This is a genomic window from Streptomyces sp. NBC_01314 (genome assembly GCF_041435215.1).
GTDB lineage: Bacteria > Actinomycetota > Actinomycetes > Streptomycetales > Streptomycetaceae > Streptomyces.
Genome location: NZ_CP108394.1, coordinates 9,359,182 through 9,372,399 on the forward strand (window position 1 = coordinate 9,359,182; position 13,218 = coordinate 9,372,399).

At 71.6% G+C, this 13,218-nt stretch carries 16 protein-coding genes; 11 read left to right on the top strand and 5 right to left on the bottom strand.

Annotated features, from left to right (window positions below):
• Positions 1-26 precede the first annotated feature (26 nt).
• Entirely contained in the window at positions 27-1,085 is a 1,059-nt protein-coding gene (locus tag OG622_RS41245) for a hypothetical protein (protein WP_371581846.1), read from the bottom strand.
• 368 nt (positions 1,086-1,453) lie between these two features.
• Here OG622_RS41245 and OG622_RS41250 point away from each other — a divergent pair, with 368 nt between their 5' ends.
• Both OG622_RS41250 and OG622_RS41255 read left to right on the top strand, forming a co-directional pair.
• Positions 1,454-1,891: a DUF4442 domain-containing protein gene (locus OG622_RS41250; protein WP_371584379.1), complete on the top strand. Its 438-nt coding sequence runs from the start codon at positions 1,454-1,456 to the stop codon at positions 1,889-1,891.
• Between the two features lie 298 nt (positions 1,892-2,189).
• The gene (locus tag OG622_RS41255; RefSeq protein ID WP_371581848.1) at positions 2,190-2,840 is read left to right on the top strand and encodes a DedA family protein; all 651 of its coding nucleotides are present in this window, start codon (positions 2,190-2,192) and stop codon (positions 2,838-2,840) included.
• An 84-nt stretch (positions 2,841-2,924) separates the two neighbouring features.
• Here the strand turns inward: OG622_RS41255 and OG622_RS41260 are convergent, their stop codons facing one another.
• Positions 2,925-3,467 (bottom strand): gamma carbonic anhydrase family protein, encoded by a 543-nt coding sequence (locus OG622_RS41260; protein ID WP_371584380.1) that lies wholly within the window; start codon positions 3,465-3,467, stop codon positions 2,925-2,927.
• Between the two features lie 150 nt (positions 3,468-3,617).
• Here OG622_RS41260 and OG622_RS41265 point away from each other — a divergent pair, with 150 nt between their 5' ends.
• From OG622_RS41265 to OG622_RS41275, 3 genes are all read left to right on the top strand, one after another.
• Complete coding sequence (locus OG622_RS41265; RefSeq protein WP_371581850.1) at positions 3,618-4,367, top strand: acyltransferase; 750 nt, start codon at positions 3,618-3,620, stop codon at positions 4,365-4,367.
• Between the two features lie 190 nt (positions 4,368-4,557).
• Complete coding sequence (locus OG622_RS41270) at positions 4,558-5,130, top strand: helix-turn-helix domain-containing protein (RefSeq protein WP_371581851.1); 573 nt, start codon at positions 4,558-4,560, stop codon at positions 5,128-5,130.
• 44 nt (positions 5,131-5,174) lie between these two features.
• Complete coding sequence (locus OG622_RS41275) at positions 5,175-5,732, top strand: YbaK/EbsC family protein (RefSeq protein WP_371581852.1); 558 nt, start codon at positions 5,175-5,177, stop codon at positions 5,730-5,732.
• A 93-nt stretch (positions 5,733-5,825) separates the two neighbouring features.
• Here OG622_RS41275 and OG622_RS41280 read toward each other — a convergent pair whose 3' ends face one another.
• Positions 5,826-6,386 (bottom strand): NAD(P)H-dependent oxidoreductase, encoded by a 561-nt coding sequence (locus OG622_RS41280; protein WP_371581853.1) that lies wholly within the window; start codon positions 6,384-6,386, stop codon positions 5,826-5,828.
• Between the two features lie 122 nt (positions 6,387-6,508).
• Between OG622_RS41280 and OG622_RS41285 the strand changes: the two genes are divergently transcribed.
• The 3 genes from OG622_RS41285 to OG622_RS41295 all read left to right on the top strand — a co-directional run bounded on the left by OG622_RS41285 (position 6,509) and on the right by OG622_RS41295 (position 9,723).
• Complete coding sequence (locus OG622_RS41285; protein WP_371581854.1) at positions 6,509-7,162, top strand: TetR/AcrR family transcriptional regulator; 654 nt, start codon at positions 6,509-6,511, stop codon at positions 7,160-7,162.
• 102 nt (positions 7,163-7,264) lie between these two features.
• Positions 7,265-8,164 (top strand): AAA family ATPase, encoded by a 900-nt coding sequence (locus OG622_RS41290; protein WP_371581856.1) that lies wholly within the window; start codon positions 7,265-7,267, stop codon positions 8,162-8,164.
• The gene (locus OG622_RS41295; RefSeq protein ID WP_371581857.1) at positions 8,161-9,723 is read left to right on the top strand and encodes a VWA domain-containing protein; all 1,563 of its coding nucleotides are present in this window, start codon (positions 8,161-8,163) and stop codon (positions 9,721-9,723) included. The genes OG622_RS41290 and OG622_RS41295 overlap by 4 nt, the downstream gene beginning before the upstream one ends.
• 28 nt (positions 9,724-9,751) lie before the next feature.
• Here OG622_RS41295 and OG622_RS41300 read toward each other — a convergent pair whose 3' ends face one another.
• Positions 9,752-10,120: a VOC family protein gene (locus OG622_RS41300; RefSeq protein ID WP_371581859.1), complete on the bottom strand. Its 369-nt coding sequence runs from the start codon at positions 10,118-10,120 to the stop codon at positions 9,752-9,754.
• Between the two features lie 78 nt (positions 10,121-10,198).
• Here OG622_RS41300 and OG622_RS41305 point away from each other — a divergent pair, with 78 nt between their 5' ends.
• On the top strand, positions 10,199-11,161 hold the full coding sequence (locus tag OG622_RS41305) for a universal stress protein (protein ID WP_371581860.1): 963 nt from the start codon (positions 10,199-10,201) through the stop codon (positions 11,159-11,161).
• Positions 11,162-11,198: 37 nt separating this feature from the next.
• On the opposite strand, the gene OG622_RS41310 is transcribed toward OG622_RS41305, so the two are convergent.
• Positions 11,199-11,615: a CoA-binding protein gene (locus OG622_RS41310; RefSeq protein ID WP_371581861.1), complete on the bottom strand. Its 417-nt coding sequence runs from the start codon at positions 11,613-11,615 to the stop codon at positions 11,199-11,201.
• 291 nt (positions 11,616-11,906) lie between these two features.
• Between OG622_RS41310 and OG622_RS41315 the strand changes: the two genes are divergently transcribed.
• Entirely contained in the window at positions 11,907-12,638 is a 732-nt protein-coding gene (locus OG622_RS41315; protein ID WP_371581863.1) for a hypothetical protein, read from the top strand.
• Positions 12,635-13,180 (top strand): histidine phosphatase family protein, encoded by a 546-nt coding sequence (locus tag OG622_RS41320; RefSeq protein WP_371581864.1) that lies wholly within the window; start codon positions 12,635-12,637, stop codon positions 13,178-13,180. The genes OG622_RS41315 and OG622_RS41320 overlap by 4 nt, the downstream gene beginning before the upstream one ends.
• Positions 13,181-13,218 lie beyond the last annotated feature (38 nt).

The window sequence follows — 13,218 nt, forward strand, 5'->3', positions numbered from 1 at the left end:
TCCCCGGACAGGGCAAGGCAGTCGGTTCAGCCGCCCGTCGGTTCGCCGTACAGCCGTACCGTGCTGAGGATCTTCTGCACCGTCGCGTCCGGGACCTCGTCGTCGACGTCCTTGGCACCGTGGAACGTCCAGGAGACGTAGTCACCGGCCGAGTTCTTGAAGGCGAACGTGGTCGCCTTGCCGTCGGTGTCGCACTTGCCCTTCTTGGCGACGCCCTTCGAGTACGTGGTCGCGACGCTGCCCTCGACGCCCGACGTGGTGGTGTACGCCTTGGCCTTGCCGATGGTCATCTTCTTCTTGGAGGTGTCCTTCTGGTCGGTGTAACCGCCGAAGACCCACCACGCCGAGTCGTTACGGGCGATGTCCTCGGTGCCCTTGGCGCCCTGCTGGCCCTTGGTGCCCACGGCGGCCAGCGAACTCGTCTCCTCGTTGCCGTCCTTGTCGTCGTCGGACGTGCACCACTTCTCCTTGAGGACGGCAGGTGCCGACATGCCGATGAGGACCGAACCGTCGCCCTTCTCGTCGTCCTCGAAGCCGATGAAGGTGTCGGCCGACTGGACGGCCCACTCGGCGGGCACGTCGAAGGCCGTACCCCACTTGGGGTTGACGACGACCTTCCAGCCCGCGACGGTCGGCTTCGCCCCGGCGTCATCGCCGCGCGGGTTGTCCTCGGTGCTCTCGGACACGGTCGGCGACGGGGAGGCCGAAGGAGCGGACTCGGTCTTCGACTTGTCCTTGTCGCCGTCGCCACCGAGGACCAGGAAGCCCGTCACACCGGCGGCCACGACGACCGCCGTGGCCGCGATGATCGCGATGAGCTTCGTCCGGTTGCCGCCGCCTCCGCCCGGCGGCGCCGGCGGGCCCGCGGGTCCTTGCGCGCCCCACTGCGGTTGCTGCCCGTACGGGGGCTGCTGGCCCGTCGACTGGTATCCGGGCTGCTGGTAGGGGTTGGGTTGCTGGTACCCCGGCTGTTGGTATCCCGACTGTCCCGGCTGTCCCGACTGGTCGTACCCCTGCTGCTGGTACGGGTTCGGCTGCTGCGGTTGGTGCTCGCCCCCGGGCGGCTGCTGCTGTCCTGGCCACATGGCTCGTAACCATAGATGCGCCGGGGGGCGGGGTGCCACGGGAGTCCAGGAAGCGCCTTTGCACTTGGGACGAACGGCTCCAAAACGCCCTGGGTCGAGGACTTTTGACTCGATGCCCCCGGGGCTGTCGGGAGGTGGCCGGATCCCCCATGAGTCCGACGGGCGACCAGGCCGCGAAGGCCCCTTCGGCGTTCTTGAACGCGAACACCGTCGACCTGCCGTCCGTCCGGCTCTTCTCCCCCTCCAGGAGGGGCCCGCATGTCGACGTCGGGGTTTGTCCAGTGGCCGGCGACGAAGTGGCGATCACAGGGGCGCCCCTGGTCAGGCTTGCTACTCGTGGGTAACATCGGGATATGAGCGCAGACCAGATGTCGATCGGCGAGATGCTCGCCGCCACGGTGCCGATGGCCAGGACCTTGAACCTGGAGTTCCTGGAGACCACGCCGGAGAAGGCCGTGGTGGCACTGCCGGACCGGAGCGAGTTCCACAACCACGTCGGCGGTCCGCACGCAGGCGCGATGTTCACGCTGGGTGAGTCGGCGAGCGGGGCGATCGTGCTCGCCGCGTTCGGGGACCAGCTCTCCCGTGCCGTGCCGCTCGCAGTCAGCGCCGAGATCGCGTACAGGAAACTCGCGATGGGGCCCGTCACGGCCACCGCCACACTGGGCCGCCCCGCCGCCGAGGTTGTCGCCGAACTCGACGCCGGACAGCGCCCCGAGTTCCCCGTCACCGTCGCCATCCAACGTGCCGACGGCGCTGTGACCGGCGAGATGACCGTCGTCTGGACACTGCGCCCCAACACCTGACCCCGGGGCGCGCTCAGCCCGCGCGTCCCGGCCGCCCCCCAACACCCGATCCCGAGGGCGGGCCGGGCGTCGGCCGGCCGTACACCGCCGCCCAGGGCGGTCGGAATCCGTGTCCCGGTGTTTCTCGGTTTCTTTCGCGGTTCCTCCCCCAGTTCCTCCCTCAGCTCCCCTCTCGGTTCCTCGATCCGTTCCTCCAGGACTCCGGGCCGTCCGAGTAACCGGGTAGGCTGCCCCGGCGCGCGCTCCGTCGTGGGCGCACGCCGGGGGTCCTTGATCCACTACACGGGAGGAACCGGCTTTGCACGTGCAGGAGTGGCTCGAAACAGTGCCTCCGCTCAGCATCTACCTGCTGGTGGGGCTGGTCATCGGCCTGGAGAGCCTGGGCATTCCGCTGCCGGGCGAGATCATCCTGGTCTCCTCCGCGCTGCTCGCCTCCCAGCACGGTGAGATCGACCCGTTCGTCCTCGGCGCCTGTGCCACCGCCGGCGCGATCATCGGCGACTCCATCGGCTACGCCATCGGCCGCAAGGGCGGCCGTCCGCTGCTGGACAAGCTCAACCGAAGGTTCCCCAAGCACTTCAGCGAGAGCAACATCGCCGTCGCCGAGCGCTCCTTCGACCGGTGGGGCATGTGGGCCGTCTTCTTCGGCCGCTTCATCGCCCTCCTCCGCATCTTCGCCGGCCCTCTCGCCGGCGTCCTGCAGATGCCCTACTGGCGCTTCCTGGTCGCCAACGTCCTCGGCGGCATCCTCTGGGCCGGTGGCACGACCGCCGTCATCTACTACGTCGGTGTCGTCGCCGAGGCCTGGCTCAAGCGCTTCTCCTGGCTGGGCCTGGTCCTGGCCGTCCTGATCGGCGTCACCTCGATGCTGGTGATCAAGCGCAAGGCGAAGAAGGCGGCGGAAGCGGCGGAGAAGACCGAGGGGGAGCTGGTCACCGCCGCCGAGTGAGGCAGGCCGGACAAGGCGCGGGGCCGTTTCGATGTGTGGCCCCGTCGCGTGGGCGGGACCAGCCACATCCGGCCGGCGGACGTCCTACGCGCCGTACTCATGCTGCGCTTCCCGATGCGCCGTGGCCAGCTCCGTGTAGTGCGTCCCGTTCAGCGTCACCATCTCCCGCTCCTCATCGGTGAGCGGTCGCTTCACCTTCGCCGGCACCCCCGCCACCAGCGACCCGGGCGGCACCCGCATCCCCTGCGGCACCAGAGCCTGCGCGGCCACCAGCGACCCCGCCCCGATCACCGCGCCGTTCAGCACCGTCGCACCCATCCCGATCAGACAGTCGTCCTCGACGGTCGCGCCGTGCACCACCGCGTTGTGCCCGATCGAGACCCGCTCGCCGATCGAGACCGGGAACCCGGGGTCGACGTGCAGCGTGCAGTTGTCCTGGACGTTGGCGTCCGCGCCGATGACGATCGGCTCGAACTCGGCCCGCAGCACGGCCCCGTACCAGACGCTCGACCCGGGCCGCAGCGTCACGTCGCCGATCACCACCGACGTGGGGGAGACGAACGCGGCCTCCTCCACGTCCGGCTTGTTGCCGCCGAACTTCGTGATCAGGGCCCGCTGCCGGTTCATCGCCGCCTCCTGGTGGTGACCGTGGTGGCCCTGGCTGGCCATGGTGATCGGTCCTCACCCGCACCGTAAGCCATGGGGCGGGCATCGCGTGGGGTGAAGATCACAGCCATACGACGTCTTGGGTGTGCGACCGGTGAGTACGGTGAGCGGGTGCCGAAGAGCAAGAACACGTTCTCGTCCTGGCGGGGCCCCCTCGTGCAGCGCGCCGTCCATGCGGGCTGGGCGTGGCTCCAGCGCACGGGGTCGGTGACGGCCGAGCGGCCCGGACGCTTCCGCTTCGGCGCGATGGGACCGAACACCAGACTGGCCTTCCCGCTCGGCACGGTCTTCGGCGAGCCGTGGATCCATCTGGGCTCCCACTGCATCATCGGCGAGCAGGTCACCCTGACCGCCGGGCTGATGCCCGACCTGGACCTCGGCGCGGAACCGATCCTGCGCATCGGTGACGGTGTCGTCCTGGGCCGGGGCAGCCATGTGATCGCCGACACCACCGTCACCATCGGCAGCGACTGCTACTTCGGGCCGTATGTCTACGTGACGTCCACGAACCACTCCTACGACGACCCGCACGAGCCGATCGGCAAGCAGTGGCCGCGGATGGACCCGGTGTCGATCGGGTCGGGGTGCTGGATCGGTACGGGTGCGGTGATCCTTCCGGGGGCGCGGGTCGGGCGGAACGTGGTCGTCGCCGCCGGGGCGGTGGTGCGGGGGGTGGTGCCGGACCACTCGGTGGTGGCGGGGGCGCCCGCTCGGGTCGTGCGGCGCTGGGACCCGGTCGAGGGGTGGCAGCCGCCGATCCGGACGCCTGCCCCCGTGCCGATACCCGACGGGGTCACGCCGGAGCAGTTGCTGGCGCTGGCCGAGTGGGATGCGGAGGGGGCGACCGGGGAGTCCGCCTGAGGGGTCGAGGGGCTGGGGTGCGTCGGCGGATGCGCGTGGTGCGCGGCAGGTCGCGCCCGCCGGTGGAGCCGCACATCGCCGGCCCCGAGCCCCTGAACGGGCGCGACCCTCGCAGTACAGTTCGTTGAACGCCGGGCCTCCTCTTGGGGCACCGCATTGAACTCTGCCCCTTGAGAATATTGGACGGAATGTGTCGGATCTCGATCTGCTGACCCAGTCCCTGGCGCGGAACGTCAAGCGCTGGCGCACCGAGCGGGGGTTCACCCTGGACGCTCTGGCCGCCCGTGCCGGAGTCAGTCGCGGGATGCTCATCCAGATCGAGCAGTCCCGCACCAACCCCAGCCTCGGCACCGTGGTCAAGATCGGTGACGCCCTCGGTGTCAGCATCACCACACTGCTCGACTACGAGCAGGGGCCCAAGGTCCGGATCGTCCCGGCCGAGCAGGTGGTCCGGCTGTGGCACACGGAAGCGGGCAGTTACAGCAAGCTGTTGGCCGGTACGGAGGCGCCCGGCCCGCTGGAGATGTGGGACTGGCTGCTGATGCCGGGGGAGGGCAGCCGGTCGGACCCGCACCCCGTGGGCACGGTCGAGATCGCACACGTCACGGCGGGCGAGCTGACCCTCACCGTCGAGGGCACGGACTACCGCGTTCCGGCCGGTGCGAGCGTCACCTTCGAGGCCAACGCGGCGCACGAGTACGCGAATCAGGGGGAGGTGCCGACGGAGATGGTGCTGACGGTGTCGGTGCCGGCCGTGCCCTGAGGTGTCTGCCGGGCAGTCCGCCGGCCTTTGTTACCGTGCGGCCCATGCGCGCACCCATCGGAGACTTCGACCACGCCACCCCCGCCCCCGACTGCCTCGACGACCTCGTCGGTCCGGTCGCCGACGCCGTACGCGACTGGCCCGGCAGCGTGCCCGCCGACCAGATCCTGTACGTCGAGACGGACCCGGAGTGGGCCGACACCGCGGTGTTCGTCCAGCACTACGGGCAGGCCCTGCTCGAACAGTCCGCGAACTGCGTGGTCGTCGCGGGCAAGCGCGGCGGCGAGTCGAGTCTGGCCGCGTGTGTCGTGCTCTCCACCACCCGTGTCGACGTCAACGGTGTGGTCCGCCGCCGGCTCGGCGCCCGCAAGGCCTCGTTCGCGTCGATGGACACCGCCACCGGGGAGACCGGGATGGAGTACGGCGGCATCACGCCCGTCGGGCTGCCTGCGGCCTGGCCGGTCCTGGTGGACTCGGCCGTGGTCGACCTGCCGTATGTCCTGGTCGGCAGCGGGCGGCGGCGCGGCAAGCTGCTGGTGCCGGGCAAGGTGTTCGCGGAACTGCCGAACGCGGTGGTGCTGGAGGGGCTGGGGGTGGCCTGACCGGCCGACCGCCCTCGATCCCGGTGCCGGAACGCCGACGCCGGGCCCCGGGCACATGGCCCGGAACCCGGCGGCATACGGCACGGGGCCGGATCAGGCGGCGACGGTGCCCGCCTGGGCGCCGAGCTGGTTCAGGACATCGGTGAGACCGGTGACGACCTCGGCGTCGTCGGCCGGGTGCGTCTCGGCGAAGCGGACGACGGAGCCGGGGATGGAGAGCTTGGCGTCCTCCAGGACCGTGGCACCGGCGATGCCGAGGGCCTTGCGGGTCTCGTCCTGCGCCCACACGCCGCCGAACTGGCCGAACGCGGTGCCGACCACGGCGACCGGCTTGCCGGTGAGGGCGCCGGCGCCGTACGGGCGGGACAGCCAGTCGATGGCGTTCTTCAGGACGGCCGGGATGGTGCCGTTGTACTCGGGGGAGAAGAGCAGCAAGCCGTCGACCTGGCCGGCGGCCTCGCGCAGGGCCGCGGCGGTGGCCGGGAGGGCGGCCTCGTTGTCGAGGTCCTCGTTGTAGAACGGGACGTCGGCCAGACCCTCGTACAGCTCGATCGCGACGCCCTCAGGGGCGTGCTTCACGGCGGCCTCGGCGAGCTGGCGGTTGTGCGAACCGGCGCGAAGGCTGCCGACGAGCGCGAGGATGCGTACGGACATGAGCTGACTCCTAGCAAGGATGTGCACGTGAGGAAAGGCTAAGCGGACCGGGGTCCGTTGAAATTTGTAGCACCTATCCGGACCGGGGTCCACTTGTCTGTGGTGAGCGTTACGCTCCCTTCATGAAAGAGTCGCTGCCGCCCTTGCCGGCGCCTCGGGAAACCGACCCGCTCGACGGGCTGCTGGACCTCGCCCCGACCGCCTCCGGTCAGCGCCGTCTGCGCGCGGACGCGGCCCGCAACCGCACCCGGCTGCTGGAGGTGGCCGCCCGGCTCGCGGCGGACTGTGGGGCCGCCAACCTGACCATGGAGGCCGTGGCGACCGCCGCCGAGGTGGGCAAGGGCACCGTGTTCCGGCGGTTCGGCGACCGGACAGGGCTCATGTTCGCGCTTCTCGACCATCACGAGCGGGAGCTCCAGGCCGCGTTCCTGACCGGTCCGCCACCCCTCGGCCCCGACGCGCCGCCCGTCGAGCGGCTCCGGGCCTTCGGGGCCGCCGTCATCCGGCACGAGTACGCCCACCGCGACCTCTACCTCGCCGCCCACACGGACGTCTCCCGCCGACACACCGGCCCGGCCAACCAGCTCCGCCTCGGCCACCTGTGCATGCTGCTGCGCCGAGCCGGGGCGCGGGGCGACATCGAACTGCTGGCGCAGACTCTGCTGGGCTATCTGGACATCAACCTCGTCGACCATCTGGTGGGGCGGCGGGGGATGTCGATGGACCGTCTGCAGCTGGGGTGGGAGGACCTGATCGAGCGGCTGGTCGTGGCGTAAATACAGGAGCGCGGGACCGAGACAGCCAAAGCGACCGCTTGGTAACTTGGAGCGCACGTGTCGGGGAGCGGCCTCGCACACCGCGTGAGGATGAGGGGTCACATGACCGACGAGAACGGTGAGAACGGGCCGGACATCGCCGGTACCGGCTTCTTCTCCTCCGTGGACGACGTCCTCGCGCGGCTCGCCGAAGCGGGGTACCTGGCCTCGACCGCCGTCGCCACCACCGTCTTCCTGGCCGACCGGCTCGGCAAGCCCCTGCTGGTGGAAGGCCCGGCGGGCGTCGGCAAGACCGAGCTGGCCAAGGCCGTCGCCCGGGTCGGCGCCGCCCGCCTGGTCCGGCTCCAGTGCTACGAGGGCATCGACGAGTCCCGCGCGCTGTACGAGTGGAACCACGCCAAGCAGTTGCTGCGCATCACCGCCGGGCGCGACGAGGGCTGGGACGAGACCCGTACCGACATCTTCAGCGACGAGTTCCTGCTCACCCGTCCCCTGCTGACCGCCATCCGGGGCGACGAGCCGACCGTGCTCCTCATCGACGAGACCGACAAGGCGGACGTCGAGGTCGAGGGGCTGCTGCTGGAGGTGCTCAGCGACTTCCAGGTCACCGTCCCGGAGCTGGGCACGATCACCGCCACCCGGCGCCCCTTCACGGTCCTCACCTCGAACGCCACCCGGGAGCTCTCCGAAGCCCTGCGCCGCCGCTGCCTCTTCCTCCATCTCGGGTTCCCCGACGCCGAGTTGGAGCGGCGGATCGTACGGCTCAGGGTCCCGGGCCTGGACGACACGCTCGCCGACTCACTGGTCCGGGTGGTCGGCGCGCTGCGCGAGATGGAGCTGCGCAAGGCCCCCTCCGTGGCCGAGACCATCGACTGGGCACGCACGCTGCTGGCCCTCGGCGCCGACACCCTCGACGAGACCGTCGTACGGGACAGCCTGGGCGTGATCCTCAAGCACCAGGACGACATCGAGAAGGCCGCGCGGAAGCTGACGCTGGTATGAGCGCCGGGGCCCGTGGTACGGACACGGCTCCGGGCTCCGCGCTGGCCGATCGGCTGACCGCGTTCGTCCGGGCGTTGCGTGGCCACGGGATACGGATCGGGCCCGGCGAGACCGTGGACGCGGCTGCCGTGCTGGAGGTGCTGGGCCTCACCGACCGGGAGCGGATCCGGGAGGGGCTGGCGGCGGCGCTGCTGCGCGCCGACCGGCAGCGTGCCGTGTTCGACGCTGCCTTCGAGCTGTACTTCCCGCTCGGCGTGGGGGAGTTGACGGGGGCGCGGGGTGCGTCGGCCGGGGACCGGGACGAGTTGCGCGACCGGCTCGCCGAGGCACTGGCCGCGAACGACACGGCCGCGCTCAACCGGCTGGCGGCTGAGGCCGTGGACCTGCTCGGCCGCTACGGCTCGCCCGGCTCGGACGGCTGGTCGGCCCACCAGACGCTGGACCGCCTGCGGCCGCAGACGCTGTTGGCACGGATCCTCGCGGCCTCGCGGGGGGCGGGCGGCGATGCCGACGCCGGCTTCTCCGGTGCGGGGGCCGGTGGTGGACCCGGTGGTGGGTTCCGTATGGGGTTCGGTGGCGGTTTCACATTCGGTGCGGGTGCGGGTGCGGGTGCGGGCTCGGAGTCGGACTCCGGTTCCGGTCTCCGCTCCGGTGACGGTTCGGGTCTCGGTTCGGGTGGGTTCACCGATCGGCTGGACGCCGACGAGATCCGGCGCCGTATCGAGGACTTCCGGAACCGGGTGCGTACCGAGGCGCGGCGGCGGGTCGCCGAGCGCCGGGGAGCGGAGATGATCGCCGAGCGGGGCATCGCGCCCAGCGCCGACCAGGTCGACTTCCTCATCGCGAGCCGTGAGCAACTCGTCGAACTACGCCGGACCGTCCAGCCGTTGGCCCGCAAGCTCGCGACCCGGCTCGCCGCCCGGAGACGCAGGGCCGCGCGCGGTCGGATCGACATTCGGCGCACGTTGCGGCGTTCGCTGTCCACGGGAGGTGTGCCGCTGCGCCCCGCCTATCGGCGGCACCGGCCCGCCCGTCCGGAGATCGTGCTGCTGTGCGATGTGTCCGGGTCGGTCGCCGGGTTCGCGAACTTCACGATGCTGCTGGTGCAGGCGATGCGGGACCAGTTCAGCAAGGTGCGGGTCTACGCCTTCGTCAACCGCGTCGACGAGGTCACCCGCCTCGTCACCAACGGTGAGGCCGATCCCGCCGAACTCGGCCGCCGGATCTCCACCGAGGCCGCGGTCGCCGGTTGGCACGGCAGCAGCGACTACGGGGCCGCGCTGGGCGAGTTCGCCGAGCGCCACCTCGACGCGGTGGGCCCGCGGACGTCGGTGATCGTGCTCGGCGACGCCCGCACCAACGGGTTCGATCCCAACGCGGCGGCCCTGCGGCGCGTCGTGGCCCGCGCCCGCCGCGTCCACTGGCTGAACCCCGAGTCCCCGGACCAGTGGGGGACGGGCGACTCAGCCGCCCATGTCTATGCCGAGATCGTCGACATGCACGCCTGCCGGAACGCACGGCGGCTGGGGGAACTGGTGACCCGGCTGCTGCCGGTGTGACGCGTAGGGTGCCGGTGGTGCGCAGGTCTCACTGCCGGCCGGTGTCGATCACGCAGAAGCGGTTGCCCTCCGTGTCGGCGAGTACGACGAAGTCGGCGTCCTCCGGGTAGTCGTCCCAGTCGACACGGCGTGCTCCCAGGCCCAGCAGCCGTTCGACCTCCGCCGCCTGGTCCTCCGCGTCCCCCGCGTAGAGGTCCAGATGCACCCGGGGCCGCTCCTGCGACGGGGTCTCGCTGCGGCCGAGGGAGATCTGGGCGCCGGTGCCCTGCGGGTGCACCAGCACGACCCAATCGTCCTCCGGTTCCTCGCGCGGGACGTACCCGAGGGCCTCCGTCCAGAACACGGCGGCCCGCCGTACGTCGGACGCGCCCAGCACCACGGATCCGATTCTCAACATGGTCCGATTCTCGCCTCTGCGGATCGGCTGCTCTGCGGCGATGCTGGAAACAGACCTCGACCTCAGGAGGTGCGCCCCATGTTCCGCACCGTCACCGTGGGCATCGACGGTTCGCGCGAGAGCCTGGCCGCCGCCGAGTGGGCGGCCCGGGAGGCGCGGCTCCGCGCGCTGCCGTTGCGGCTGGTCAACGTCTGGGAGCCGGTTCCCGAGCCGATGGGACGGGCGCCGGTGCTGGGTACGCGGACGGGGCCGGACGGACCGGACGGACCGGGCGGGCGAGCGGGGCCGAGCGCGTCGGGGGAGACGGGTGTCGGGAGGGTGCTGGGCGAGGCGGCCGACGGGATCCGGCTGCGGCATCCCGGCGTCGACGTGAGTGCCGAGCAGTTGACGGGCCGGGCGAGCGAGGAACTGGTGCGGGCGGCGCACGCTGGAGAACTGCTGGTCCTGGGTTCCCGTGGGCTGGGCGGGATCGCCGGCTTCCTCCTCGGGTCCGTCGGGCTGCATGTCGTCGCACACACCGAGCGCCCGGTCGTGCTCGTGCGGGCGGAGGAGCAGGCCGCGGACGAGCATGCGCCGGGCTCGACGGGGGCGCCGTCCGCCGTCACGCCGTTCCGGCCCGTCGTGCTCGGTCTGGACACCGTGCAGCCGGACCACACGCTGATCCGGTTCGCGTTCGAGGCGGCGGTGGCGCGGGGGGCCTCGTTGCGGATTCTGCATGACTGGACTCCGCCGCCGCACTCCGGTCTGCGGGAGCGGCCCGGTCTGGAGGCCGACCTCGACGCCGATGTGGGGCAGGTGGAGGCCGGCACGCTGACTGAGCTGCTGGTCCCATGGCGGCGGGAGTTTCCGGGGGTCGAGGTGGTGGAGGAGTCACGGCGGGGAAAGGCGGCGGAGCATCTGCTGGAGGCGTCTCGGGACGCGTCCCTGCTTGTCGTCGGACGGCGGGTCCGGCATTCGCCGGTGGGAGCGCACATCGGTCCGGTCGTGCACGCGGTGCTTCATCATGCGGAGGCACCCGTCGTGGTCGTCTCGCACGACTGAGGTTCCGGGGTGAAGCGCGGTACGCAGCCTCTGTTTCTCAGAGGCCGGGGGCCAGGCGGGGGATCTCTATCGCCGGGCAGCGGTCCATGACCATGTCCAGGCCGGCGTCGCGGGTTCGGTGATACGCCTCCTCGTCGAGTACGCCCAGTTGGAACCAGACGGCCTTGGCGCCGATCCGGGTGGCCTCGTCGGCTACGGGGCCCGCGAGGTCGCTGTTGACGAAGACGTCGACGACATCCACGGGGAAGGGGATGTCGGAGAGGGAGGCGTAGCCCTGTTCGCCGTGGACCGTCTCGGCCCTGGGGTGCACCGGGACGACGCGTTTGCCGTAGCGCTGCAGGATCTCCGCGACGCCGTGGGCCGCGCGGTCGCGGTTGTTGGACAGGCCGACCACGGCCCAGGTGTCGCCGAGTTCCGTCAGAACCCTGCGGATCGTGGCGGGGTCGCCGTACATGCTGTCTCCTCTGTCCGTGGGGGAGCGCCCGGTCGCGGGGGCTGCCTGCGGCAACAGCGAGTGGTGCTCGGCGATTCCCGGGACCCGGAACCTTGATCCGTGTGCGATCGACGCGGCTCGTCGTCGGTCTCCTCGTCCGTCTCGTCCGGCTTGTCGTCCAGCTCGACGGACGCCGAAGGAGCGGCGCGCCGGATGTCCGACGGGCCGCTTCGTGGGGTCGGGTTCCGGCTCGTTGTCCGGAATGCCGTCCTCCGCACTGCGTTCGGGCGTTCCCGCGCCTACGCTCACCCCGTGCTGCGTATCACCGACGCCCGGACCGGCGAGCCCGCCGAGATCCAGAGGGCGCTCATCCGGGTCCATGCCCATGTGCCGGGGGACGACCCCTCGGCGCTGCGCGTCCTGCTGGTCGCCGACGTCCTCGCCCGTGCCCTGGAGATGGGCGGGAGCCCGGTCCTCCTCGTCGGCGACCCGCCCGCCGCGCTGCGGGAGCGGGCCGACGACCTCGGCATCCGGCCGACCGAGGCCTCCGGGACGAGGGGAGGGCAGCGGGTGCTGCACGTACTCGGTCCGGACGGGTCGACGGTCGGCGATCACGGTGAGGGCGACGGCAGCGGTGTCGTCCGCTCCGGCACCGAGGTCACGGTCGAGGTCGCCCCCGTGACGGGAACCGGGGGGTCGGCCGCGACGGGCACCGCCCTTCGGCTCGCTCTCCTCGGTCACTCCCGCCGGACCCCCGTGGTCCTCGACGCCACCGCCCTGGCCGAGGCCGCCCACACGCTCGACCACTGGCGCAAGGCGGTGGCGGCCTGGGCGACGCGGCCGTCGAGGCCGGTTCCCGAGCCCGTACGCCAGGCCCTGAAGGACGCCTGGGAGGACGATCTCGACGTGCGCGCGGTGCTCGACGTGCTGCGGGACGTGGAGGGGGCGCGTGACGTACCGGACGGCGCGCGGTTCGAGGCGTACGCCTACGCGGACCGGCTCCTCGGTCTGGAACTCACCCGTGAGATCGGAGCGACGGCATGATCGCGCGCGCCGGAGCGGGCCCGCTGCGCAGACTCGTCGTCCTGCGGCACGCCAAGTCGGCCTGGCCCGTGGGCGTACCCGACCACGAACGGCCCCTGGCACCACGCGGCCACCGCGACGCCCCCGCCGTCGGGCGGGCCCTCGCCGAGGCGGACTGCCTGCCCGACCTCGCCGTGTGCTCCACGGCCGTACGGGCACGCCGGACCTGGGAGCTGGCCTCCGCGCAGTGGGGCACGCCGCCGCCCGTACGGTACGACGGACGGGTGTACGCGGCCGATGTGCCGCAGCTGCTCGGCGTGGTGCGAGAAGCACCCGACCATGTGAGAACGCTGCTGCTCGTCGGCCACAACCCGGGGCTGGAGGAGCTGGTGCTGGACCTGGCCGGCGATGCCCTCGACGACACGCTGGACGACGTACGGACCAAGTTCCCCACCTCGGCGATCGCCTTCCTCTCCTGGTACGGCGGGGCATGGGCCGCGCTCGCCCCGGGCACGGCACTGCTGACGGACATGATCGTGGCCAGGGGGAGCAAGAAGGCCTGACCGGGCATCGGGCGACCCGGCCCCGGCCCCCGGATCCC

Excerpts from the sequence above, each read along its gene's own strand:
- OG622_RS41280 (WP_371581853.1), bottom strand. The coding sequence starts at position 6,386 with ATGTCCGTACGCATCCTCGCGCTCGTCGGCAGCCTTCGCGCCGGTTCG.
- OG622_RS41245 (WP_371581846.1), bottom strand. The coding sequence starts at position 1,085 with ATGTGGCCAGGACAGCAGCAGCCGCCCGGGGGCGAGCACCAACCGCAG.
- OG622_RS41305 (WP_371581860.1), top strand. The coding sequence starts at position 10,199 with ATGTTCCGCACCGTCACCGTGGGCATCGACGGTTCGCGCGAGAGCCTG.
- OG622_RS41300 (WP_371581859.1), bottom strand. The coding sequence starts at position 10,120 with ATGTTGAGAATCGGATCCGTGGTGCTGGGCGCGTCCGACGTACGGCGG.
- OG622_RS41260 (WP_371584380.1), bottom strand. The coding sequence starts at position 3,467 with ATGAACCGGCAGCGGGCCCTGATCACGAAGTTCGGCGGCAACAAGCCG.
- OG622_RS41310 (WP_371581861.1), bottom strand. The coding sequence starts at position 11,615 with ATGTACGGCGACCCCGCCACGATCCGCAGGGTTCTGACGGAACTCGGC.
- OG622_RS41320 (WP_371581864.1), top strand. The coding sequence starts at position 12,635 with ATGATCGCGCGCGCCGGAGCGGGCCCGCTGCGCAGACTCGTCGTCCTG.
- OG622_RS41285 (WP_371581854.1), top strand. The coding sequence starts at position 6,509 with ATGAAAGAGTCGCTGCCGCCCTTGCCGGCGCCTCGGGAAACCGACCCG.
- OG622_RS41275 (WP_371581852.1), top strand. The coding sequence starts at position 5,175 with ATGCGCGCACCCATCGGAGACTTCGACCACGCCACCCCCGCCCCCGAC.
- OG622_RS41290 (WP_371581856.1), top strand. The coding sequence starts at position 7,265 with ATGACCGACGAGAACGGTGAGAACGGGCCGGACATCGCCGGTACCGGC.
- OG622_RS41250 (WP_371584379.1), top strand. The coding sequence starts at position 1,454 with ATGTCGATCGGCGAGATGCTCGCCGCCACGGTGCCGATGGCCAGGACC.
- OG622_RS41295 (WP_371581857.1), top strand. The coding sequence starts at position 8,161 with ATGAGCGCCGGGGCCCGTGGTACGGACACGGCTCCGGGCTCCGCGCTG.